Below are 23,895 nucleotides of genomic sequence, written 5' to 3'. Positions count from 1 at the left end.
AATCTCACCCCTTTTCACCAATTAGTCCTGTTGGTTTGACTAATAAGACGAATAACAACATCAACATATTTATAGCAAGCGATAAATCGGGAACATAATATGCTGTAAAAGCTCCTGCCAATCCAACAATTAAAGATGCGAGAGCAGAGCCTTGTACACTCCCTAACCCACCAATGATTACAACAATAAAAGCCAAAATTGCATATTGCATTCCCATTTCTGCAAAAATAACACCCGAATATGGAGCGAGAAGAAAGCCACCTAACGCAGCCATTCCAGCTCCTAATAAAAACACGAAAGAAAAAATAGCTTTCACATTAATCCCAAGTGCTTGAACCATCTCTTTATCCATAACGCCAGCACGAATCATAAGCCCAATTTTCGTTTTACGAAGTAATAACACAAGTCCAGTGTAAATCAATAAACCAATTAAAATAACGAATAAGCGGTACTTAATTAATATAATTCCATCAAATGTAAAGCTTCCTTGTAACCAAGAAGGCAATTTAGCTCCAATCGGATTTGGTCCCCAAAATACTTTGATACATTCACTGAGCACGAGCATACCACCAAGTGTAACAAGTAGCTGCCGAACGTGATTCCCATAAACAGGCCGAATAAGAAATCTTTCTAATATCAACCCAAGAAACATTCCCATTACGATGGCACCAAGTAATGCAATTATATAATTACCAGTTACATTAAATAGCCATACACCTGTAAAAGCTCCCCATGCAAACAATCCGCCATGAGCAAAGTTGAGGACACTCATTAAACCAAAAATCAGCGTAAGTCCAGATGCTAATAAGAAAATCAGCATTCCTGTCGAAACACCATTTACAAATAAGTTGACCAGCACATCCACGTTCCATGCCCCCCGTATTAAGATTAAGAAATCCCTAAATATTTATGACATGTTTCTTTATCTTCCTTCAATTCATTCATCAGGCCGCTATGCACAATTTTCCCATTATCCATAATGTAAAAATAATCACCAATTTGACTTGCCATCATAAAGTTTTGTTCAACAAGCAAAACAGTTGTTTTCTCTTTCATTTTTAAAATGGATACCATCAGCTTTTCAATCATAATCGGAGACAATCCTTTACTCGGCTCATCAATAAGCAGTAGACCTTCACTGTTAATATACGCCCGTGCAATAGCCAACATTTGTTTTTGTCCGCCACTTAATAATCCACTTTTTTTATGCCAATATCTTTTTAAGTCCGGAAAGAGCTCAAGCATCCAGTCCACTTTTTCATCTGTCTCAATATTTTTTTTCGTTTGAGCAAGAGCAAGCGTTTCTTCAACCGTTAAATCATGAAATATCCCTTGATTTTCTGGCACATATCCCATACCTTTTCGCGAAATCGTATGTGTAGATAACCCGTTTACTTTCTCGCCACCATAGTAAACCTCTCCCTTAGAAATCGTATGAAAACCCATAATTGAACGAAGTGTCGTTGTTTTTCCCGCTCCGTTTCTACCAAATAAGACTGTAATGGTCCCTTCTTTGACACCGAAGGAAACACCTTGCAAAATATGAAACTGATCTAAATACGTTTCTATATTATCCACTTTTAATAGTGTCACTGTATAATCCCCCTAAATAAGCAGTTTGCACACGCTGATCCTTCATAATCTCCTCTGGCAGACCTTCTGCTAATAATTCCCCATGAAATAATACAACGAGATGATCAGACAAATGAAGAACCATATCCATTTTGTGTTCAATTAACACAATCGTATTTTCACTATTATTCTTTATATTTTCAATTACTTGTAGAATAGCAGGAACCTCCTCAATAGAAATACCAGCCGTCGGTTCATCAAGCAATAATACGTCTGTTTTAAGCGCTAAAAGCATGGCAAGTTCTAATTTTCGCTTTTCTCCATGAGCTAAGTCTTTCGCCAAAACTTCTTCTTTATCATTCAGTAGTACAACCTCAAGTAAATGCCGCGCTTCTTCCTGTTGCCGCTTATACTGAGACGGCTTCGGGAAAAAACTATAATAATCTTTCGCATACGACTGCACACCAAGCCGAACATTTTCAAGAACAGTTAATTCTGGAAAAATATTCGTAAGCTGAAAAGAACGTCCGATGCCAAGGCGCGTTCGATCTGGAATCGATAACTTTGTAATGTCACGTTCCTTAAAATAAATCTCTCCTTTTGTCGGAGAAAGCTGACCACTTAACAAATTAAATAAAGTTGTCTTTCCTGCCCCGTTCGGTCCAATAATGGAAATAAGCTTTCCTTTTTGTATCGTCAAATTCACGCCTCTAATGACATGATGTTCTCCAAACGAGACACAAAGGTCGCGAGTCTCTAGCAATTTTTCCACACTACGCCCTCCTCACAAAGTATTTTTTGTATAAAGTAAAGATTCCAGCCATGTTTTTTCTTCTATCACAGCTGGAAATCTCTCATCAATCACACTCTATCTCCCCATTAAAACTAGGTAATTAGAGAAGGCAATGCGCGATTGATTTTTAATTATTCTGATTATTTATTTTGGATCGGTGGCTCCGTTTCTTTCATTTTTAATTCTCGCTCTAAAACCGGTACTGGGTAATCAACACCATCTTGTTTTTTTAATGTAATCGAATAGAGTGTTTGCAAAGCTTGATGATCTTTCGCACGGAATTTCATTGTTCCTTTTGGTGTTTCAAATTCCATACCTTCCATCTCTTTAATAAGCGTATCAACATCTATATCGCCTTTCGTTTTCTTTAAGGCTTCCACGATTGAAATAGCCGCTGACATGCCTCCAGCTGTAAATAAATCTGGAACAGTGCCGTTAAAACGTTTTTTATGCTCTTCCACTAACCAATCATTTACTTTATTTTTCGGAAGCGTATGATAGTACACTGAAAATCCTTGCATTCCAACTAACGCATCCATCGTTTTTAATGCTGGGATGTCAGGTGCACCAGTTGAAATTTTAATACCTTGCTGTTCCACATTCATGTCTTTTAATTGTTTCCATGGTGAATTCGAACCAGCCCAAACAATAAACAAGTAATCTGGTTTTGAGCTAATAATATTTTGTATATTTGCTGTGAAATCAGTGGAATTAGTATCAGCATATTGCTCATTTACAATATTGGCACCTAACTTCCTTGCTCCTGCTTTAAATGCTGCAATCCCTTCACGTCCGAAGGCATTATCTGGAGCAAACGTAGCAATTTTCACGTCTTTCTTAGCAATCGATGCAGCACCAGCAATTGCATCTTGAGATGAATTTCTTCCTGTTCTAAAAATATATTTATTCCAGTTCTTACCTGTGATACTATCCGCTACCGCTGGTTCAACGACCATTATTTTTTCGTATTCTTCAGCCAACGGTAAAACTGCTAGCGTATCACTTGAACTTGATGATCCAACTAAAAAATCAACCTTCTCTTCTTCTAAAAGTTTCGTAGCCTTCTTAACCGCTACATCCGCTTTTGTTTCCGTATCTTCTACAACAAACTTAATCTTTTTCCCTTCCACTTTCCCTGTCCCACCAGTTGCATAATCTAGCCCAAGCTCAAATCCGTTTACTGTTTGTTTTCCGTACGATTCAAGCGGTCCTGTTAACGAAGCAAGAACACCAACCTTAATCGTTTCCTCATCACCTGTACTTGCTTTTTTTCCAGAGCACCCAGCTGTTACTAACAGTGAACCAAGTATACATCCTGTGAACACCATTTTTAGCCACTTACGTTTTTTCGCTAACATCATGATTCCCCCTATAATTTACTTTCTTATAGAATTGAATACACTGAAGCAAACCATCCGTAATAATGACATTCCCCTTTTATCAACATCAATTGTTACTATGAAATGAAATTTCCTGAAGTACCTTTACATTCGCCGCGTTTTTCCAAATACCTTCCATCTTATTTGTAAATATTCATACACTTGTTCGAAGTATTGATTACATTCACATGCTCCAAACACATATAATTCACACCCTTCACCCTTTCCACCTAATAACAGTTGCTGCCCAAGTATATCCTGTACCAGCGCTAACTAATACTGCAATATCTCCATATTGCAATTTACCTTGTTCACTTGCAAAATGAAGACCAATACACGGGTCCAGTGCTGACATGTGTCCATAATGGTCTAAATATACAACCTTATCTTCTGACAACTGCAATGATTGTAACAACTCCTTTAGCATAGAACGCTTCGTATGTAGCGGCAGTAGAACCGTAATATCTTCAGGAGTTAATCCACATTTTTGTAAAGCTTGACGAATGACCGTTTCAAAATTTGGGATTGAAACAGGATCAAGCCGTTCTTTCATACTTACTGGATCAATAACATCAATATAATGCTGACGCTTTTCAGCTGACTCATAACTGGAACATTGTTTAGAACCACCCGCTGGAATTCGAACATCTTCATGGAATGAACCATCTGTTATAATTGCACTTTCCAAAATTTCACTTGCCGTCGTTCCTCGTTTCACTAATGCTGCTGTACCACCATCTAGAGTAGCAAAAAGACTAGATTTCCCTTCAAAAAACAGACCTGACTCAGAACTTGAGGCAGGTCTGTTGGAAATATTCAAATATCGATTTAATTTCCCTATATATAAATCCATTTTGATTTTTCGACATATAAGCCCCGGCTATGGATAGCAAAAGGTCACCTGCACTCGTTTTCTCTCTTTGTTTTCACTATGTCTGGGCAGAAAAAGGATCTGACCGCTTCTACGCACGGCCAGATGCTCTCTCCCACCTAAAAAGAAGAGTTTTATGTCGGTTTTTTAATTTGTATTTATATAGTTTAATCTAATGCTACTCAAATTGATGTATTTTCCAAACTCTTTAGCTCTTCCGTCAATTGCTTTTTATCTAAATCTTCTCCAATAATCACAAGGTTCGTAGGAAAACCAAAGTCCTGTTCCAATAACAATGGAACACCAAATGAATATTGCAATAAGTTTGGGTATTTATCGCCATGAAATTTTACAAACCCTTTTACACGATAAATTGCCTGAGGTAAATTTGAGAGCCACTCGTACAGTTTGTCCTGCTCAATTGATTTTGTAAATTGATACGTCATTGTTTGAATATGTAAATGCTGTTTTACATGTAATTTTTCATATTCTTCGTTTCGTTCTGGTTTTGCTTCTTCTAAATCATCTAAAGATATATTACAATACTGTGTTTCATACAATTTCGCATTTGCATTTATCAATGCTACTTCATCTAAAATATGCTTCTTCTCTTTTTCTGTTAGCAAGTCTACTTTATTGATAAGAATATGACTTCCATATTTGATTTGTTCGTTCAGAAGTTGTTGTATGCTTTTGCTTAAAGTTTCGCGATTCTTCCATCTTATTGCATCTAATACGACGATAATTGACTTTACTTCAATATAAGGAGCTAACATAGGTGAAAGGCAAGCATCTAGTACTTCTATTGGATGAGCAACTCCAGTCGTTTCGATATAAATAACGTCTGGTCTTTCTTCCTGATACAAGGAATGTAGCTGAATTTCTAACTCATCTTTCATTGTGCAGCAAATACAGCCTTTCAAAAGTTCTCTCAATATATTTTCTCTTCCTACAATATCTGTATCTACCGAATATTCACCTATTTCATTCATTAATACAGCAACTTTTCGATTTTTTTGCTTTTCCGCAATCAAAAGATTTTGAAGTAACGTCGATTTCCCACTACCTAAAAATCCACCTAATATATGAATTTCTACTTTGTTCATATTACCAACCATCCATTTCTTCGTTTCTAATTAAGATTTGAACTATATAAATCCATTTTGATTTTTCGACATATAATCCGCGATTATGGATAACAAAAGGTGACCTGCACTCGTTTTCTCTCTTTGTTTTCACTATGTCTGGGCAGGAAAAGGATCTGACCGCTTCTATGCATGACCGGATGCTCTTTCACACCTTTATCATAAAGCGTAATTATTACGATTTATATTCACTATTTTATTAAAACAAACTTTATTTGTAAACAAAACACGAGCATCTTTTTCAATCATATATGAAAAACGTATTAGAAAGAAGTGAATCTCTCTTCAAAATGTATACCATTAAGCATTGTTATGTTTACTTTCAAAAATTATGAAAGCGTCTGATTTATAATTGACTAAGTCTGACGCTTTCAGTTACATCAACATCTTTTTTCTGATTAGGTATTTATCATTTTGGCAAATTATTAACTTCATATGCAACACGGATTCCAGATTCAATCGCCCCCTGCATCCAGCCATGAGTAAGTGTCGTATGCTCACCTGCAAAATGCACCCTTCCCTCAGGTGTCGGGATATAAGGATGTAATTCCAATTCTTGTCCTGGCTCAAAAGCTGTAAATGCCCCGCAGGAATAAGGGTTTTGACTCCAGCTATAAGATGCGCCTGATACATATTCAGCATAAACTTGCTGTCCATATATCTCCGCTAAATTTTTTAAAGCATAGCGAATACGATCTTCATTAGACAGGCTGCCCCACGTTAACGCTTCATCTGCCCACGTATAACTTACCAATACTACAGCCGCCCCTGATGTATGGATACCATAACTCGGGTAATACGTAAATCGAATTGGCAGATCAGTTATACATTTACCACCGTATTGGCTCGCCTTTTCCCAAAACCTGCTTTTAAATTCAATCGCAATTTTTGTTGAAGCCATATAGTTAAGTTCACGAATCGCCCTTCTTTTATAATAAGAAAAAGAAGCGTATGGTTCAATTTCTACAAAACGTAATGTAGAAAAAGGAATTGTTATAATGGCAAGATTACCTGTCACCATAAGTTGTTCTGAAGTTTGCTCATGATTAGACTGAATGGTAACACCATTATGATGCTGTATAATCTTTGTCATTTTGTGATAGAAGCGTATATCTTCTTTTAACTGAGGTAAAAATGATTGAGGTAATGCATCCATCCCGCCTGTTATCTCATAAAACTTCGTTGTTGATGTAAAGAATATCATTTCTCGCAGTACTTCAATTAAAGACATCCCCATATACGCTTCCATATCAAGAAGTACACCAATCATATCGATTGCACCATCTGAAAAATAAGAGCTTAAGAAGAAACCTAATGAATATTTTTTATATTGTTTTTCTACAATCGGCCAATTTCTATCTGGATCTTTCTTAATGAAATCAAGGATTGGTTGCAATACTAAAATCATTAAATCTTCAGCCGTTTTCCCTCTTTCATTCGGCCTCACTGGATATTTTAAAACACCTGGGTCTTGTTCAAATATGTTGAGGCGTGTTCTAATACCATTTGCGTAAATGATATCCATAGGAGTTCGATTAATAAAAATGTTTGTAGGCAAATGAAACTTATGAATATACGCTAAAGTTAAAGCGTGTACATCAGGAATACGCATTGGTCCTGCATTAAAATATAAGCCATTACTAAAAGGAGATCGTAGTGTATACACCCTCCCCCCTACTCTATTGTTCGCTTCAAGAATCGTAACTTTATGCCCAGCATTTTTTAATAAAGATGCGCTAACTAGCCCTGCTAATCCTGCACCAACAATAATAATATGTTTAGGAACTTGTGACTTATGAAGGCCACTTTTAATGATGTGAAGCATTTGTTCCGTTGTTAATTGTTCATTCATGTTATGAGGCATCCTTATTTACTCCTCTTTAAAAGGACTTCATTGCATTATATTCAAGAAAAAAGATGCCTATGTGTGATTCTTTCCGTTCAAGAGTGTACATTAGAGGTGTTTTTGAAACAATTGAATATCTTTTTTAAAGTGGAATAAACTATTTTGGGATATGCTATGTTTTTCTTACATATAGAATCTGACGCATTGAACTTGAAAGAACTAAAGTACGTGTAAAAGATATTGTGAAGATACGATCTAAGTAAGCATGAGACGAAAATAAATGAAATAGTGAGGACTTTTAAAATGAAAAAAGGTATCGATCGTGTAGTTTTAATTGGAACAGGAGCTGTCGGTTGTAGTTATGCATACTGTATGATTAACCAAGGTGTCGTAGAAGAATTTGTTCTTGTTGATGTAAACGAAGCAAAAGCAGAAGGAGAAGCAATGGACTTAAGTCATGCAGTTCCCTTTGCACCAGCGCCAACAAAAGTATGGAAAGGTAGCTATGAAGATTGCAAAGATGCAGACCTTGTTGTGATTACTGCAGGATTACCACAAAAGCCAGGCGAAACCCGTTTAGACTTAGTTGAAAAAAACACTAAAATCTTTAAACAAATCGTTCAGAGCGTTATGGAAACTGGATTTGATGGTATCTTCTTAATTGCGACTAACCCAGTTGACATTTTAACGTATGTAACTTGGAAAGAATCTGGATTACCAAAAGAGCGTGTGATTGGTTCTGGTACAACTTTAGACTCTGCTCGTTTCCGCTATATGTTAGGGGAATATTTTAATATAGGCCCTCATAATATTCACGCTTATATTATTGGTGAACATGGTGATACGGAGCTTCCAGTATGGAGTCATGTATCAATTGGGATTCAAAAGCTACAAACCCTTCTTGAAAAAGACAATCAGCATAATCAAACCGATTTAGATGCCATCTTTATTAAGGTACGCGACGCTGCCTATCACATTATCGAGCGTAAAGGTGCGACGTACTACGGAATTGGCATGTCACTTTTACGTATAACAAAAGCCATTTTAAATAATGAGAACAGTGTATTAACAGTATCTGCTTATCTTGAAGGACAGTACGGGCAAAATGATGTTTATATCGGTGTTCCTTCGGTCATTAATCGTCAAGGAGTTCGTGAAATTTTAGAAGTTGAATTAAGTGAAGAAGAAGAATTGAAATTCGATCACTCTGTACAAGTACTAAAAGAAACAATGTCACCAATACTTTAAAGTGAACTTCGTTTCTCTTCCATAGGATTTCTAATTTATTATGCCTTCTTATTTTCAGAAGGCATTTTTTATGACGTTGTTTATGTAAAATATAAAGTGAAAATTTTATCAGTGGCGGTTTTCTTCATCGCTTTCTGATTATTAGCCCTGACCAATCGGGCTTTTACGAGCCATTTATCCCTCACTTAACTTCTTTGCTTCTTTCAGAACTTTGAGGTGGGGGTATTACTGCACGTTAATGCGAGATAAAGTTATAAAAAGGAGCGGCTCAGCTGCTTCTTTTTTCATTTCACTAAAAATTCACCTCCTCCTATCATATATATCCTCAGAAAGAAATCACTCACACATCATCATTCTTCATAGATTCTGTCGCATCATTCAATTCGTTTTTTGTGTTCTTACAAGTTTTGAAATTATTTTTAGTAATGTACTTGACATAATTTAAATACAATTCTATACTAACTTACATAAAGTAATTAAATAACATTTAATGTTTCACATGATAAATTTTGATTATTGATTCACACTAATTATTGTTACATCACTAACATTGTAATCATCAAAGGAGGAACAATGATGAAATTCCAACGTCATCCTTATACTTTCGTAAGTCACGTTCACATATTAATTGCAGATTTAGAACGCTCTCTTGCATTTTACAAAGAAACATTAGGATTCCAATTACTCGAGCAATCAGAAACAAAAGCTGCGCTAACAGCAGATGGAAAAACGCCTCTTTTAACAATTGAACAACCAAAAGATATATTACCTAAGCAACCACGTACAACTGGCTTATACCATTTTGCAATTTTATTACCACAGCGCTCTGATTTAGCAAAGGTATTAAATCATCTCATCCAAGCGAATTACCCATTACAAGGAGCTTCCGATCACCTTGTAAGTGAAGCAGTTTATTTAGCGGATCCTGATGGAAATGGAATTGAAATTTATGTAGACCGTCCCGATGAAACGTGGGAATGGAATCACGGACAAGTAGCAATGACAACTGAACCTATCGCGGATGACATTTTATCAGAAGCAAACGGAGAAACTTGGAAAGGTCTCCCAAGTAGTACGGTAATGGGACATATCCATTTACATGTTTCAGATTTAGACAAAACAGAAGAGTTTTATTGTGCTGGCCTTGGATTTGATGTTGTGAACAGATATGATCATCAAGCACTGTTTATCTCATCAGGAAAATACCATCACCACATTGGCTTAAATACATGGAATGGTGTTGGTGCACCTGCACCTTCGGCAAACAGTGTTGGATTAAAACATTTTTCACTCTTATTCCCGGATGAAGAAACACGAAACAAAGCTGTAAAGCGCCTTCAAGAAATCGGCGCATCCGTAACAACAAAAGATGGGGTCATTTTGACAAAGGATCCTTCAGGTAATCATATTCAATTATGGATTTAAAGAAATTATATAAATAGAAAAAATGAAAAAAATAAAATTTGGTGGTGCATAAAATGAGTTTTTTAAATAAATTATTCGGAAGTTCAGCTAGTCAAGAAGAAGTAAATCGTGCAGAAGATACAAAAAAAGATTTCTATTCTGCTATAGCAGATAGACGTTCTATCTACGGAATTAGTAAAGACACAGTCGTTTCAGACGAACGTATTCAAGAAATTGTGAATCATGCTGTAAAACATACCCCTTCTTCTTTTAATTCACAAAGTGCACGAGTAGTCGTGTTACTAGGTGAACAACATGATAAATTGTGGAACATTACGCGAAACACATTGAAAGAAATCGTACCTGCTGATCAATTTAGTTCAACAGAAGAAAAAATGACGGCATTTGGAAACGGTTATGGTACAGTATTATTTTTTGAAGACAACAGCGTAATTGAATATTTACAAGAGAACTTTGCTCTATATAAAGATAATTTCCCGGTATGGTCACAACAATCATCTGGTATGCTTCAATTTGTCATTTGGACATCTTTAGAACTTGAAGGGTTTGGCGCAACGCTGCAACACTATAACCCTCTTATCGACGATCAAGTGAAAAAAGAATGGAATATTCCAAGCAGTTGGAATTTGATTGCTCAAATGCCGTTTGGTAAACCAGTTGCTCCAGCTGGTGTTAAAGAATTTAAACCAACAGAAGAACGCATTAAATTCTTTAAATAATTCATAACTAGACAAACAAATGAACCGTTCCCTGCTGTATCATAAGCAGCATAATAGCCTGAGTTGAAATATATTATTCGGCTCAGGCTATTATATATTATTGATCTATATCCTGATTTACACGACCTTCCTCTTCATTTCTCACTTCGAGTACATCAAGTAAAAATATAAAGATTGGAATCCCAATAATAAGTCCCCATATTCCTAAAAAGTGTTCCGAAAATATGAGAATCATAAAGGTATAAAAAATTGGTAAGTTCGTTTTTGCAGACATAAACTTTGGATTTAAAAAGTAACTTTCAATTGCATGAATAGCTGTAATAAAAATTAATATATACACCACATATGTAATATCGCCGATATTATAAGCGATGATACAAAGCGGAAATAGTGAAATAATGACGCCTGCAACCGGGATAAGACCAAGCAAGAATATCATTACCGCTAAAACGAGAAGCTGCGGGAATCCTAAAATCCACAGTGCAATGACGGAAAGAATACAATTTACAACCGCAATTAAAAATTGTGCCTCAATCACTTTTCCAAATGAACGCGAAAATTTCTGTCCAAAGTAGGCAATCTCATGATAAAAAACAGCAAGCTTGCTTTCTTTAAATTTAGAGGTAAATGCAATAATACGCTCTTTTTCTAATAAGAAAAATAAGCTTAAGATAAGGGACAGTAAAATTTGCAAACTCACTTTCCCAATATTAGCTACCGATTGATAGATCATATCTACACTTTGTTCAATATATTTTGATACCTCCATCTGATCAATTGTAGCAATTGCATATTTGACCACTTCATTATCAGGAGGATGCTTATAAAATACATTAAACTGATGAATTAATTGTGAAATTTGAACCATAATCACAGGTAAATATTTATACAATGTAATGACAATCCCACTTACTAATACAATGTATAAAAAGGCGATAATGATTTTCCGATTAATCGAAAAAAAACGATCAAGTTTCCGAGAGATAAATTTTTGAAATCGATCCATTAAAAATATAAGAATAAAAGTAATTAATATTAAATGAATCATACTTTTTAGCCCGTATAATACAAGGGCTAAAAACCCTAATATGAGTAACCTCTGAAATCCTTTACTTTGAAAGAAGTTTTTTATTTGCATCATTTAGACTCCATCTCCCCTTCCAAATCCTTCATGTTCCATTTATCCCGCATTAACGGGCAGTACAATCCCACCGATGGACGTCTCACTTTATCTAACCTTTTGACATAAAGCCTACTTTAAGACATTTTATAAAATGATTAAGACAATCTTTCCCTTTACTTCGAAAGAATCCTCTTTTTTATTCTTCTTTTGAAAATAGTTATCGACTGAGTTGAATCATCTTATGATTATCTTTATACAAAATAAAAAAGCATGAGGCTTGAAATAGATTTCTAACAAAATATTTGTGAAATCAATATTCTTTAGTCTCATACTTTTTTTATACAAACACATACCTACTTATGTTTTATCCGTTTCGCTAATAATTCTTTCGCTTGATTATAAGTTAAACCTGAATGTTTATTAAGATGCTTCACCTCTTCAATATCTGTACCAACAACTGTATACTTTTTCTCTTTGTTCATACTACACATCCTTTTTAATCTTTAATAGGAACCACAAATTTTATTTTTAGCTACCCAAAAATAAGGTATGTTTTTCTGTATTACTTCCCTAAAATGAAAATCCTTACTCATTCATATAACTGCTTTACTAAAAATGCTTTGTTAAAGCGTATTGTTGATTTTAGAAAACAAAAAAGAGACTTCATTATGAAATTTTCTTTCTTCAATTCAACTGCCCCGTTTATTCAATAAGACGTTTTTCTAAACACTAAATCTTAACCTATCACACGCTGCATCAGTTGCGAATATACAATACCGAACGGTACAGAATAATTTGAATGGCAATGAGTACAAGTGTATCCTTCTTTATGCTTTTTTCTGATGCTTCTTTAAACCCAGGCATACTTGCAGAATAGGCGGCCAGAAATTTTGCAAAGAACTCGTTCAATTGAATTGAATATTAACAAAACTATTTAACAGAGCCAATAAAAAAGAAGCTGTTTTGAAATAATCATTCAAAACAGCTTCTTTTTATAAGAAAGGCTACTCTCAGCGAAAGGACAACCTCTTCATTTTCAAAATGAGTGTACATCTATGCCTACGACAATACCATCGCTTGTTGAACAGTATGACTATCTACATACTGTTTAAACTTTACAACTTTTCCATTACTCAATTCCCAAACGTGTACAAAATCTGCTTGAAATGCTTTTCCAGACTGTTTATATATGCCAGAGTATACACCTTCAGCTATAATAACATCTTTTCCTTCCACTTCATGATACGTATGCACGCTTGCTTTATAATCGTTCCATTCGGATGCCAAACGACTAAATACATTTTCCATCACTGCTTCTACGCCGATATACGTTCCACCATATGGAAAACCCGCTGCTTCTGTCCATTCTACCTGTTCTGAAAGAGCATCCATTAAGTGTTGCGCATTTGAAGAAGATGGCCCTTCATACGTACTGCGAATAATTTCTAAATTTGTTCGTTCATTCATACAGTCTTCCCTACGCTTTCCTGTAAGATTTAATAAAATTTCACAACATCTTGGGCAGGTAAGAATGTTCTTTCACCTGGTTGTTCATTTGGCTCACCAAATGGCATTTGAGCTACTAAACTCCATTCCCCCGGAATATCCCACGCTTGTTTTACTTCTGCATCGATAATTGGATTGTAATGCTGCAGGGATGCTCCAATTCCTTCTGCAGATAATGACATCCATACAGCATATTGCAACATTGCGCTTCCTTGGTGAGACCAATATGGGAATTGCTCTTTATATAATGGTGCTTTTTCTTGCATTTGCTCTACTGTTTCTTGGTTTTCAAAGAATAAGATTGTTCCTACTCCATCACGGAAACCTTGTAATCTCTCAACTGTTGCGCCGAAATTTTCTTCTGGCACACGGGGACGAAGTGCTTCTTTTACAAGATCCCATAACTTTTCATGTTCTGTATCCATTAATACAACTATACGTCCACTTTGCATATTAAAAGATGTTGGTGCATGTAAAGCTGTTGTTACAATTTCATTTATTCTTTCTTTTGTAATATTTGCATTCTTTGTCACCTTACGGATTGAACGACGGTTCACCATTGCTTCTTTTAAATTTGTTGTAGTTACTGACATTTTAATTCCTCCAATGTATGTTTTATTTAAAATAATTTATTTAAACAAATTGATTTAATAGTTCAAGTACGAGTAATTCACTAATCGTAGCATTAGCAATATCCATCCGTCGTACATTGCATACCATCAAATGCATTTGTTTTATCCTTTTCTAATTCTTTATCGATAACTCTTTCTAACATTTCCTTACTAGCAAGTCCTTGAATTACTTCTTCTCCAATCATAACGGTTGGAACAGCCATAATTTGAGCTTCTTCATAAGCATGTTCCATAGCTTTTTGATGTGTTTCTTTATATTTTCGAGACACTAAAGCTTCCTTAAATGCACTTTCAGAAAGCCCCACTTCGCCTGCTAATTTCGTTAGTACATCGATGTCTTCAATATTTTGTTCTTCTTGGAAGAATGCTGTAAACACTCTGTGGTGAAAATTATTTCCTTTTCCATGATCCTTTGCAAAATGATATCCCTCAAAAGCCATATGTGTATATGGATGAGGAGAAACACGTGGTAAACGCATATCAATTCCTAATTTTTTTGCGGTAGGAAGAATAAAAGAATCCCATGAACCCAATTTATCAGGTTCTTTCCATGGATCAATTTTCGAATATGGACTTGGACGTAATTCAAATGGCATCCATTCTACTTCTACATCTTTCTCCTGAGCGACTTCATCTAATGGACCTTTTCCTAAAAAACAAAACGGACATATAAAATCAGAATACACTTTAATTTTCACAGTCATTTTATAACACCTTACCTTTCTTTTTATCACCTCCAATATGTAACTTAAACAGTTACATCTTGGAGAAAAAAATATGCACTCTCTTTTATAGAGAATTGCATCTAATTACTTAATAGTTGCTTTGAAGCATTTATCTTATTTTGTAATGATGTAACTAATTGCTCCATTGTAATACTGTTGAGCACTTGTTCCATTGCCTCTTGTGCTTGAACTAAAATAACCTCTAAAACACTTTGTATATTTGCTCCTATTGGACAAGCAGGATTTGGCTGCTCATGAATATGGAATAGCTTCTCTTCTTCCACTACATTAACTGCATGATATACGTCTAGCAACGTAATTTCATCTAGATTCCGTAATAATCCAGCTCCACCTGTGCCACGCCGCACATAAACAAATTGAGCTTTTTTTAAATATGATGTGATTTTTCGAATTACAACCGGATTTGTGTTTACACTTTCCGCTATAAATTCCGAGGTGCACATAGAAGGTGGATTATTCTTCAAGAGAGATAAAATATGCACAGCTATAGAAAAGCGGCTACTAATTTTCATAACGATCACCACCTTGATGTAATCATTATAGTTACAACACGAATATAAGTCAACCTTTTCTAATAAAAAACATTCTTTTTTACTCCTGTCTATTTAAACTTACATTTCTCGTACAATTTGGGCAGAAAATAAAACGCACAAACCTTTGATGTTATTGGGTCTGTGCGCTTTCTCTTTTTATCATTCTATCCATGATTTTATACATTGAGGAGATGCTGGCTTTTTTCAGGCTAACGAATTTCCTGTATTAGTATAAAAATTTGTATAAAAAAGGAGTTGGGTTACTATATCCTAAAGCGAAAAGGAATAAATTGTGATCTGGGGAATATATAATCCTAAACTTTTAAAAAAGGAGGGATTTCTATTTCGTTGAAGATAGCCATTCGTTACTTCTTATATTCTGTTGCCTTCTTTACATCGCTTTTCATCATTATACGTATCCCAAACTTGTTAAAAGAGCATGCAACTACGACGTATAATATGTTTCCATATCTCATTTATACTCCTTTGTTATACATCGCCATTGGAATACTTCTTGGATTGCCAACTTTTCTTAAAGAAAACAGTAAAGTAGGAAGGTGGTCTTTCCAAATAGAAAAATTGGTATTTGTGGGTATACCCGCACTGTATATTGCTTTCTATCCTTTACTTTACTTCAGTACAGGTATCCTGATGCTACCAAGCTATATCAACTCTTTAATCATGTCTACAGACATATATCTCATTGCTGCCGTAATCTTTAGACATATCTTAATAACCGTTGTAGAAAAAAATACCTCCTAAGTAGTTTGGACACGGATTGTATCCTTAAGAACACAATCCGTGTCTTTTCTTTCACGTAATCCGTTTTATCATTTCTTAGTACTTATCGCGCTTTTTGCTACACTTATCATTGTGTTTTTTACTACACTTATCATCGTGTTTTTTATTACACTTGTCATCGTGTTTTTTATTACACTTGTCATCGTGTTTTTTATTACACTTGTCATCGTGTTTTTTATTACACTTATCATCGTGTTTTTTACTACACTTATCATTGTGTTTTTTACTACACTTATCATCACGGTGATTTCCCACGTCAACATCCCTCCTTTTCATATGCTACTTTCAATATATTCATTGCAAGTAACAATGACAGTATGTTTGTCCGAATTTCTCTTAAAATCTACGATTCATCCAGTCCATCTTTCTTTCACTTATATAACTATATAAATCCATTTTGATTTTTCGACATATAGCCGCGGCTATGGATAACAAAAGGTGACCTGCACTCGTTTTCTCTCTTTGTTTTCACAATGTCTGGGCAGGAAAAGGATCTGACCGCTTCTATGCATGGCCGGATGCTCTCTCCCACCTAAAAAAAGGGTTTTATGTCGGTTTTTTAATTTGTATTTATATAATCATTAAAAACTATATAATAAGGAGTTTTTAACTATACAAGAAGAGACATCAAAAGAGGCTGTCCCAAAAGTAGCTATTCAGCTACTTTTGGGACAGCCTTTATTACACCTTAAACACAGAACCTCGCTTCATGCCAGTTAGTAGGTTCATTTTCCCTCTGGATAATCACAGTATTCAATAATTGTCCCTTCTGTATCTGCTGGATTGAGATAAATTAATCGTCTACCGTGCTTGTTTATACGTAATGTATCCTCTAATGTTCGAATTCCTTGTTTTTTCAGTTCTTCTAAAGCTATATCTAGATCATCTACGCGATAAGCAATATGGTGAACTCCTTTCCCCTTCTGCTTAATAAATCGCGCAATTGGCGAAGTCGTATTGTTTGTTGGTGCAAGCAATTCGATTCTATCTCCATTTACTTCAAGAATTGCAACTTCACTTTCAACACCTTTTACATCACTTTTGTAGCGATCTATTAATTTACCTGCTAACACATTTTCATAAAAATGAATCGTGCTTTCTAAATCACGGACAGCGATACCGATATGATCAATTTTTTTATTCATTTGATTTCTCCTAGTTTGATTTTTCACTTCTAACCTAAGCACATTAAGCAGCAACCTAATATGTCATTCGCATTGCCTACAAGTTACTAAAAAATCTACAGTTTCTATAGAACAGAACTGGATTTTGCAAGACTCCTTAAGCAAGTTATACGGATGGTTACATTTATTATACAATTAACCACGATTGTTGACCTAAACGATTTAAAAATATTCCCTACTTATTAAAAGGAAAAGAAACAAGAGAAGCGACACGTTTAGTACAGTATTGCTATGTGGTTTTTGGTTCAATACAGGAATGTGGTTAATGTGGAAACTAATTTTATTAGATGCCAGTTCTGAAGGGGCTTCAGTGGAGTGGTTCGCGGAAATGGTAGAGTTATATATTATCAATCCGTCGTGTATATTAGGCTATGTGGTTCTTGTTACGATATGGATATGGAGATTAGGGAAAAACCTACAAAAGAGTTGGGCAGCTCGAAAGGAAAAAAAGAAAGTTAATTTGGATAAGATATGATAAATGTGAAGGAAGAAAGTCTAATATGTTGCTGAATAATAAAGTCTTTTAAAAATAATGATCAACCTTTTTTCTGAAATATACGGTCTCAAACATTAGAGAATTAAAGGTTTTGAGCAATCTTTCTTCAAAACATGCTCTTAAAGGTTATCAATTTATCAACGGTTGTTAATACATATTTGATCAAGGTTTATTTTAAAGTAACATAGACGCCTCCTAAGAAGAAACAAATCTATCCCACAATAACAGCGGTGCTTTAGCTAACGATCGTGCAAGTTGTGCACTGGATTATTCAGATTTGTAAACTCTACTTTCTTAATCATCTAGAGGTATGCCCATTTTGACTCCAAATCCCCCGAGAGTGCGGTTTTTGCCAGTGTAGGTCTTCTGATTTAGAAACCCACTCTTCCTAGCACAATATGAGATAGAGAGAAAGATTATGAACCTCGATTCCAAAGTGAGTCGAGGTTTTTTATGACAATGTTTAAAATATAACGGAACAGTCCCTACCTTAATTTTCTAAAAAAAATGAATAGAAAGAAAAATGTGATATATTCATAATATCCAATCATTTTTAAGGGAGATGAGGAATAGAACAATGGAAAATCAAACAGGTGAAAATAAGGAGCTAACGATTTTTAACCACATTGGAAACACAATTGTAACAGATGATAGAGAAATCCAAATTATTTCAAGATTAGAAGAACCTCTTATTGTCGTGTTAGCAAATGTATTAAGTGATGAAGAGTGTGAAACGTTAATTGAAATGTCTAAAAATAAAATGAAACGTTCTAAAATTGGTGTTTCGCGCAAAATAAATAACATTCGGACGAGTAGTGGTACGTTTTTAGAAGAAAGTGAGGCCGTTACTAGAATCGAAAGACGAATCGCTTCAATCATGAATGTTCCTGCCCCACATGGAGAAGGGTTACATATTTTAAAGTATACAGTTGGCCAAGAATATAAAGCGCATTATGATTTTTTTGCAGAAAACAGTGCGGCAGCAAATAACAATCGTATTAGTACCCTTGTCATGTACCTAAATCATGTAGAAGAAGGCGGAGAGACTTTCTTTCCAAAACTCAACCTTTCTGTATCTCCGAAAAAAGGAATGGCGGTATATTTCGAATATTTTTATCAGGATGCATCATTAAACAAGCTCACTTTACATGGCAGTGAACCTGTTATCAAAGGTGAAAAATGGGTTGCGACGCAATGGATAAGAAGAAGACCTTTGTATTAAGATAACACTCAATTACGAGTTTTTTATCGTTCTCCGACTTCTTGTTTACTTAAGAAAAGAGCGCAATTGTGGAGCCACACAGGTAGAGAATGATCAAACTTTTTTATAAAACTGAAACTTAAATCTGCTGGATAATAATCCATCTTGATTAATCTTTTTTTCAAAATAGATTATTTTTATTTGGCTCAAAATGCACGTTCAATTGATATTTTTGATTAAGCTTTTTTTCAAAACTACCGGTGCACTTGTATTTTAATTGTATTGTACAGTATTTTCCAATGAAATAGAAAACAGCAAGACTCACTGCACCAAAAGCAAAATATTTTTTGTTATCATGCTGATTTATTTTTACATGGGGCCCAAATAAAGTGAAGCTTTAATCAGTGGGGGGTCTTCATCCCCCACTAATTATTAGCCCTCACCTAATTTTTTTGCTTCCTGTCGAATTTTGAGGTGGATGTATTACTGCCCGCGAATAGCGCGGGCTAAAATACCTAGAAATGAATTTCACTCTGATCAACAACCCTTTTGCATCACTTAGATAGATGGGTATAGGTATATAAATCCATTTTGATTTTTCGACATATAGCCGCGGCTATGGATAACAAAATGGGACCTGCACTCGTTTTCTCTCTTTATTTTCACTATGTCTGGGCAGGAAAAGGATCTGACCGCTTCTATGCATGGCCGGATGCTCTCTCCCACCTAAAAAAAGGGTTTTATGTCGGTTTTTTAATTTGTATTTATATAGTAACAAAAAAAGTTATAGAAACTAATTCTATAACTTTTTTGATAGATAGATATCTACTTATTTAATCTAGCTGTACTAGAATTAATTGACTTGATATTTTACTCGTAAGACGCTAATACCATACCCCAAAAATCCACCAATGATAGCTGGGAAAATCCAACCTAAACCAACTTCATGCATTGGAAGAATTTGAGTGAATAAACGATCGACTACTTGAATGTGTACTCCAGCTGCACTTAACCCATCAAATAAACTAATAATAAACGCTATGAGTAAGCTACCTTGATAAACTTCCGATCTCCCTTTGAATAGTGAATGGAAAAATGTTAAGAAGATTAATACAATCGCTAATGGATAAATAGCTGTTAATACAGGTACAGAAATAGCAATTAATTGTGTTAACCCTACATTTGCAACAATTGCACTAAAAACAGATAAAATAATAGCTATTGTTTTGTAAGGTACATTTGGAAATAGTTTATGGAAAAATGAAGAACATGCAGTAACAAGTCCTACACTAGTTGTTAAACACGCTACTGTAATCATTAATCCTAACAGTATGCCGCCGTATGAACCAAAGTAGTAATTTGAAACTTTTGCTAAAACTTCTCCTCCATTCTCTAAATGACCAAGTTTTTCTACACTTGAAGCCCCCATATAAGAAAGAGCTGTATAAATAATTGCTAATATAGTTGCAGCAATTAGAGTTGCTTTGGAACAAACAATCATAATCTGTTTTTTTGTTTTCGCACCTTTTTCCTTAATTGCATTAATGATTATAATCCCAAATACGAAAGATGCAAGGGTGTCCATTGTTAAATACCCCTCTTGAAATCCCTTGAAAAATGAATCGGATGTATAAGTATTAGTAGGCGCTTGCAAATCTCCTATTGGATGAATAAACGCAACAATTACTAAAATTCCAATGAACGTTAATTTTATTGGAGTCAATATTTTTCCAACAATATCAACAATTTTCGCAGGATTGAGCGAAAAAAAACACGTAATGCTAAAGAAAATTATTGTAAAGATAATCAAAGGGATAGAACCTAGGTTTTCTGATACAAAAGGTTTAACACCAATCTCGAAAGAAACGTTCCCCGTTCTTGGTATAGCGAATAGAGGACCAATTGCTAAATAAAGAATCGTTGTAAATACTGTCCCAAAAACAGGATGAGCACGACTTGCTAGTGATTGTAAATCATCTTTTCCTGAAAAACCAAATGCTAATACGCCAAGTAATGGTAGACCTACTCCTGTTACTAAAAATCCTGCATTTGCTGACCAAATATTTGTCCCTGCTGATTGACCAAGCATTGCAGGGAAAATTAAATTTCCTGCTCCAAAAAATAGAGCAAATAACATTAGTCCAATAACTACTATGAACGAAAAAGGCACTTTATTTGCCATAATAAAAACCTCCATTAAAACATATTTATTTTTAATAATATTTTAGATGATCAAATATTCAGAATATTAAAATGATAGATATCATATTCTTTTACCTATTATAGTCTTAAGAATAATATATTTCAATATTATTTTCAAACTTTTCATTTAAATATAGTTCTACTATGCAAATCATAACCTTAATGAAAGGTTCCAAATATAACTACTATAGCGTTACCTAGACTTTCATTACATGTTTGATATTATGTATCTTTGTATTCGATGCCCTTACTTATTTCTTACTTAAGGTTCTTCGTTGGTAGAATTGGTATTTTCAGTAATCCAGTGGTTCTTCTTATTATAACTATATAAAGTGAAACTTTAATCAGTGGGAGTTTTCTTCATCTCCCATTGATTATTAGTTGAACCAATCGGGCTTTTACGGGCAGTTTATCCCCCACCTATCTTCTTTGGTTTCCTTAGAATCTTGAGGTGGGGGTATTACTGCACGTTAATGCGGGATAAATCCATTTTGATTTTTCGACATATAGCCGCGGCTATGGATAACAAAAGATGACCTGCACTCGTTTTTTCTCTTTGTTTTCACTATGTCTGGGCAGGAAAAGGATCTGACCGCTTCTATGCATGGTCGGATGCTCTTTCCCACCTAAAAAGAAGGGTTTTATGTCGGTTTTTTAATTTGTATTTATATATACACTCATTAGCCCTTTACTATTAGGATAAGTATACAAGTTTACCAAAAGTAATGAATCAAAATTGTATAAAAAACAAATAAAAAAGAGGTTCATTTCAATATGAACCTCTTACATTCCACTATAATATTACCCGATCCTTTAACCACAACAAAGTTATATTAAACAACTTTATTTTTAGAAATATATTCGTTCTTTCCTTCTTCTTGTAATAATACTCCATTCAATTTTTCAGCTTCTTTCATATATTCTGTATAACGTCCACTACGTACTCCCCAAAAATAGAAAAATAGCGCCAATACGGTAATAAGAAGCAAGTCCCAACCATATGGAATAAAATTATGCCCACCAAATTTATTACTTCCACTATATGATATCGTTATCATACATAATAAATATGTAATCAACCAAACCCCTGAACGGAACTGATTCTTAAAATCATGCCATTTATTTTTAGCTTGATAATAAAAGTAAACTGGTAATCCAATTGCCATGATGAAAAGAACTTCACCTGTCAGTGGCCAGCGTGCCCAGTACAAAGTAAGAGATGCAAAAACAAACCCACATGGAGCAATGAACCTTGCTCCTTTCAAACGAAAAGGACGATATAAATGACTAGCTGTTCCCCTTAATGTCATTAAAGCTACTGGTCCCATAATATAGGAAATCAAGGTTGCAACTGAAATGATTTCAGCTAAAACTCCCCACCCACGAAATAATATTAAAAAGAGAAAACATACACCCAAATTTACAATGAGCGCTGGACGTGGAACACCGTATACAGGGTATAAGGTACCTAATTTTTTAGGTAGATACCCATTTTTCTCCATACCGTAAACCATACGCGCTGTTGTGGCAGTGTAGGTTGTCCCTGCCCCAGATGGAGAGATAAAAGCATCAGTATATAATAAAATAACTAACCAGTTCATCCCAAGTGCCATCACCAAATCAGCAAATGGCGAATTGAAATTCAAATTCCCCCATCCTTTTGCCACTATAGCTGGATCTACTGCTCCAATGAAGGCGATTTGCAACATAACATATACCACCGTAGCAATCAAAATAGAACCAATAACTGCAATAGGAATGGAACGACTCGGTTTTTTTGCTTCACCAGCCATATTAATTGGACTTTGAAATCCATTAAAGGCAAACACAATTCCCGAAGTAGCAACGGCTGTTAATACACTTGCCCAACCATAGGGTGCCATCCCTTGGGAATTTGTAAAATTACTTTCTTGAAATCCGGCAAATAACAAGGCACCCGCGGTAACACCAGGTACAACAATTTTAAAAATTGTAATGGCAGAATTCACCTTAGCAAAAAGGTTAACTGTCCAATAGTTTAAGAAAAAATAAACAAGAAGCAATATAGAAGCCACAAGTAATCCTTTAAATGTTAGTACATTATCTTGTACAAGAGTATGTGTCCATTGTGCCCATTTCCACGGCCATGTGCTCATATATTGAACAGAAGCAATTGCCTCTACTGGAATTGAAGAAGCAATCGCAATCCAATTGGCCCATCCTGCCAAAAATCCAACAAATGAACCATGAGAATACTGTGGATACTTTACCATTCCGCCCGTTTCAGGAAACATAGCACCAAGTTCTGCATAAGACAATGCAATAAATAAAATAACAATCATACCTATGACCCAAGAAAAAATAGCAGCTGGCCCTGCAATTTCAGCAGCTCGCCAAGCTCCAAATAGCCATCCTGAACCAATCATAGAACCGAGCCCTGTCATTGTAAGAGCAAAAGTCCCCATCTTTTTGTGTCTAGAATTCATCCCCATCT

The 23,895-nt window shown here is 35.1% G+C and carries 21 protein-coding genes and 1 pseudogene; 5 read left to right on the top strand and 17 right to left on the bottom strand.

The annotated features are described in order from the left end of the window. Positions 1 to 4: 4 nt before the first annotated feature. From QRE67_RS09285 to QRE67_RS09255, 7 genes and pseudogenes are all read right to left on the bottom strand, one after another. Positions 5 to 865 (bottom strand): branched-chain amino acid ABC transporter permease, encoded by an 861-nt coding sequence (locus QRE67_RS09285; RefSeq protein WP_286124588.1) that lies wholly within the window; start codon positions 863 to 865, stop codon positions 5 to 7. A gap of 23 nt (positions 866 to 888) precedes the next feature. Next, positions 889 to 1,593 carry an ABC transporter ATP-binding protein gene (locus tag QRE67_RS09280; protein WP_286124587.1) on the bottom strand — a complete coding sequence of 235 codons (705 nt, stop codon included), beginning with the start codon at positions 1,591 to 1,593 and terminating at the stop codon, positions 889 to 891. Beyond that, positions 1,571 to 2,344: an ABC transporter ATP-binding protein gene (locus tag QRE67_RS09275; protein WP_286124586.1), complete on the bottom strand. Its 774-nt coding sequence runs from the start codon at positions 2,342 to 2,344 to the stop codon at positions 1,571 to 1,573. Before QRE67_RS09275 ends, QRE67_RS09280 begins: the two co-directional genes overlap by 23 nt. Before the next feature lie 161 nt (positions 2,345 to 2,505). Beyond that, positions 2,506 to 3,723 (bottom strand): substrate-binding domain-containing protein, encoded by a 1,218-nt coding sequence (locus QRE67_RS09270; RefSeq protein WP_286125232.1) that lies wholly within the window; start codon positions 3,721 to 3,723, stop codon positions 2,506 to 2,508. A gap of 238 nt (positions 3,724 to 3,961) precedes the next feature. Beyond that, a pseudogene (locus tag QRE67_RS09265) lies at positions 3,962 to 4,498 on the bottom strand (3-oxoacyl-[acyl-carrier-protein] synthase III C-terminal domain-containing protein); the annotation flags it as partial. Positions 4,499 to 4,797: 299 nt separating this feature from the next. After that, positions 4,798 to 5,721, bottom strand: a complete 924-nt coding sequence (locus QRE67_RS09260) for a CobW family GTP-binding protein (RefSeq protein WP_286124585.1) — start codon at positions 5,719 to 5,721, stop codon at positions 4,798 to 4,800. Between the two features lie 448 nt (positions 5,722 to 6,169). Continuing rightward, positions 6,170 to 7,612 carry a flavin monoamine oxidase family protein gene (locus tag QRE67_RS09255; RefSeq protein ID WP_286124584.1) on the bottom strand — a complete coding sequence of 481 codons (1,443 nt, stop codon included), beginning with the start codon at positions 7,610 to 7,612 and terminating at the stop codon, positions 6,170 to 6,172. Positions 7,613 to 7,909: 297 nt separating this feature from the next. Between QRE67_RS09255 and QRE67_RS09250 the strand changes: the two genes are divergently transcribed. From QRE67_RS09250 to QRE67_RS09240, 3 genes are all read left to right on the top strand, one after another. Then, positions 7,910 to 8,854 carry an L-lactate dehydrogenase gene (locus QRE67_RS09250; protein WP_286124583.1) on the top strand — a complete coding sequence of 315 codons (945 nt, stop codon included), beginning with the start codon at positions 7,910 to 7,912 and terminating at the stop codon, positions 8,852 to 8,854. 576 nt (positions 8,855 to 9,430) lie between these two features. Continuing rightward, complete coding sequence (locus QRE67_RS09245) at positions 9,431 to 10,279, top strand: VOC family protein (RefSeq protein ID WP_286125231.1); 849 nt, start codon at positions 9,431 to 9,433, stop codon at positions 10,277 to 10,279. 53 nt (positions 10,280 to 10,332) lie between these two features. Further along, complete coding sequence (locus tag QRE67_RS09240; protein ID WP_286124582.1) at positions 10,333 to 10,998, top strand: nitroreductase family protein; 666 nt, start codon at positions 10,333 to 10,335, stop codon at positions 10,996 to 10,998. 97 nt (positions 10,999 to 11,095) lie between these two features. Here the strand turns inward: QRE67_RS09240 and QRE67_RS09235 are convergent, their stop codons facing one another. The 6 genes from QRE67_RS09235 to QRE67_RS09205 all read right to left on the bottom strand — a co-directional run bounded on the left by QRE67_RS09235 (position 11,096) and on the right by QRE67_RS09205 (position 15,517). After that, on the bottom strand, positions 11,096 to 12,139 hold the full coding sequence (locus QRE67_RS09235; protein WP_286124581.1) for an AI-2E family transporter: 1,044 nt from the start codon (positions 12,137 to 12,139) through the stop codon (positions 11,096 to 11,098). A 335-nt stretch (positions 12,140 to 12,474) separates the two neighbouring features. Next, positions 12,475 to 12,603, bottom strand: coding sequence for a hypothetical protein (locus tag QRE67_RS09230; protein WP_286124580.1), 129 nt, complete (start codon positions 12,601 to 12,603; stop codon positions 12,475 to 12,477). Between the two features lie 577 nt (positions 12,604 to 13,180). Continuing rightward, positions 13,181 to 13,588, bottom strand: coding sequence for a nuclear transport factor 2 family protein (locus tag QRE67_RS09220; RefSeq protein WP_286124579.1), 408 nt, complete (start codon positions 13,586 to 13,588; stop codon positions 13,181 to 13,183). A gap of 29 nt (positions 13,589 to 13,617) precedes the next feature. Beyond that, entirely contained in the window at positions 13,618 to 14,220 is a 603-nt protein-coding gene (locus tag QRE67_RS09215) for a nitroreductase family protein (RefSeq protein WP_286124578.1), read from the bottom strand. Between the two features lie 92 nt (positions 14,221 to 14,312). Further along, entirely contained in the window at positions 14,313 to 14,963 is a 651-nt protein-coding gene (locus QRE67_RS09210) for a DsbA family oxidoreductase (RefSeq protein ID WP_286124577.1), read from the bottom strand. Positions 14,964 to 15,064: 101 nt separating this feature from the next. Continuing rightward, entirely contained in the window at positions 15,065 to 15,517 is a 453-nt protein-coding gene (locus tag QRE67_RS09205) for an Rrf2 family transcriptional regulator (RefSeq protein WP_286124576.1), read from the bottom strand. 369 nt (positions 15,518 to 15,886) lie between these two features. On the opposite strand from QRE67_RS09205, the gene QRE67_RS09200 reads away from it, so the two are divergent. Further along, on the top strand, positions 15,887 to 16,300 hold the full coding sequence (locus QRE67_RS09200) for a hypothetical protein (protein ID WP_286124575.1): 414 nt from the start codon (positions 15,887 to 15,889) through the stop codon (positions 16,298 to 16,300). Between the two features lie 75 nt (positions 16,301 to 16,375). On the opposite strand, the gene QRE67_RS09195 is transcribed toward QRE67_RS09200, so the two are convergent. Both QRE67_RS09195 and QRE67_RS09190 read right to left on the bottom strand, forming a co-directional pair. Further along, entirely contained in the window at positions 16,376 to 16,594 is a 219-nt protein-coding gene (locus QRE67_RS09195) for a hypothetical protein (protein ID WP_286124574.1), read from the bottom strand. Positions 16,595 to 17,064: 470 nt separating this feature from the next. Then, positions 17,065 to 17,484, bottom strand: coding sequence for a VOC family protein (locus QRE67_RS09190; protein ID WP_286124573.1), 420 nt, complete (start codon positions 17,482 to 17,484; stop codon positions 17,065 to 17,067). 1,097 nt (positions 17,485 to 18,581) lie between these two features. On the opposite strand from QRE67_RS09190, the gene QRE67_RS09185 reads away from it, so the two are divergent. Further along, entirely contained in the window at positions 18,582 to 19,241 is a 660-nt protein-coding gene (locus QRE67_RS09185; protein ID WP_483298672.1) for a 2OG-Fe(II) oxygenase, read from the top strand. A gap of 832 nt (positions 19,242 to 20,073) precedes the next feature. Here QRE67_RS09185 and brnQ read toward each other — a convergent pair. Together brnQ and aimA are read right to left on the bottom strand one after the other, a co-directional pair. Continuing rightward, positions 20,074 to 21,402 carry a branched-chain amino acid transport system II carrier protein gene (brnQ, locus tag QRE67_RS09180; RefSeq protein WP_286124571.1) on the bottom strand — a complete coding sequence of 443 codons (1,329 nt, stop codon included), beginning with the start codon at positions 21,400 to 21,402 and terminating at the stop codon, positions 20,074 to 20,076. An 853-nt stretch (positions 21,403 to 22,255) separates the two neighbouring features. After that, positions 22,256 to 23,887, bottom strand: coding sequence for a glutamate/serine transporter AimA (gene aimA / locus QRE67_RS09175; RefSeq protein ID WP_286124570.1), 1,632 nt, complete (start codon positions 23,885 to 23,887; stop codon positions 22,256 to 22,258). Between the last annotated feature and the right edge of the window lie 8 nt (positions 23,888 to 23,895).

The sequence above is a fragment of the Bacillus sp. DX3.1 genome (assembly GCF_030292155.1).
Taxonomy (GTDB): domain Bacteria; phylum Bacillota; class Bacilli; order Bacillales; family Bacillaceae_G; genus Bacillus_A.
Note: the sequence above shows the minus strand (reverse complement) of the source record. Positions and strands in the feature narration are given on the sequence as shown.

Excerpts from the sequence above, each read along its gene's own strand:
- QRE67_RS09230 (WP_286124580.1), bottom strand. The coding sequence starts at position 12,603 with ATGAACAAAGAGAAAAAGTATACAGTTGTTGGTACAGATATTGAAGAG.
- QRE67_RS09215 (WP_286124578.1), bottom strand. The coding sequence starts at position 14,220 with ATGTCAGTAACTACAACAAATTTAAAAGAAGCAATGGTGAACCGTCGT.
- QRE67_RS09245 (WP_286125231.1), top strand. The coding sequence starts at position 9,431 with ATGAAATTCCAACGTCATCCTTATACTTTCGTAAGTCACGTTCACATA.
- QRE67_RS09250 (WP_286124583.1), top strand. The coding sequence starts at position 7,910 with ATGAAAAAAGGTATCGATCGTGTAGTTTTAATTGGAACAGGAGCTGTC.
- QRE67_RS09185 (WP_483298672.1), top strand. The coding sequence starts at position 18,582 with ATGAGGAATAGAACAATGGAAAATCAAACAGGTGAAAATAAGGAGCTA.
- QRE67_RS09235 (WP_286124581.1), bottom strand. The coding sequence starts at position 12,139 with ATGATGCAAATAAAAAACTTCTTTCAAAGTAAAGGATTTCAGAGGTTA.
- QRE67_RS09270 (WP_286125232.1), bottom strand. The coding sequence starts at position 3,723 with ATGTTAGCGAAAAAACGTAAGTGGCTAAAAATGGTGTTCACAGGATGT.
- brnQ (WP_286124571.1), bottom strand. The coding sequence starts at position 21,402 with ATGGCAAATAAAGTGCCTTTTTCGTTCATAGTAGTTATTGGACTAATG.
- QRE67_RS09210 (WP_286124577.1), bottom strand. The coding sequence starts at position 14,963 with ATGACTGTGAAAATTAAAGTGTATTCTGATTTTATATGTCCGTTTTGT.
- QRE67_RS09255 (WP_286124584.1), bottom strand. The coding sequence starts at position 7,612 with ATGAATGAACAATTAACAACGGAACAAATGCTTCACATCATTAAAAGT.
- QRE67_RS09260 (WP_286124585.1), bottom strand. The coding sequence starts at position 5,721 with ATGAACAAAGTAGAAATTCATATATTAGGTGGATTTTTAGGTAGTGGG.
- QRE67_RS09190 (WP_286124573.1), bottom strand. The coding sequence starts at position 17,484 with ATGAATAAAAAAATTGATCATATCGGTATCGCTGTCCGTGATTTAGAA.
- QRE67_RS09220 (WP_286124579.1), bottom strand. The coding sequence starts at position 13,588 with ATGAATGAACGAACAAATTTAGAAATTATTCGCAGTACGTATGAAGGG.
- QRE67_RS09205 (WP_286124576.1), bottom strand. The coding sequence starts at position 15,517 with ATGAAAATTAGTAGCCGCTTTTCTATAGCTGTGCATATTTTATCTCTC.
- QRE67_RS09240 (WP_286124582.1), top strand. The coding sequence starts at position 10,333 with ATGAGTTTTTTAAATAAATTATTCGGAAGTTCAGCTAGTCAAGAAGAA.
- aimA (WP_286124570.1), bottom strand. The coding sequence starts at position 23,887 with ATGAATTCTAGACACAAAAAGATGGGGACTTTTGCTCTTACAATGACA.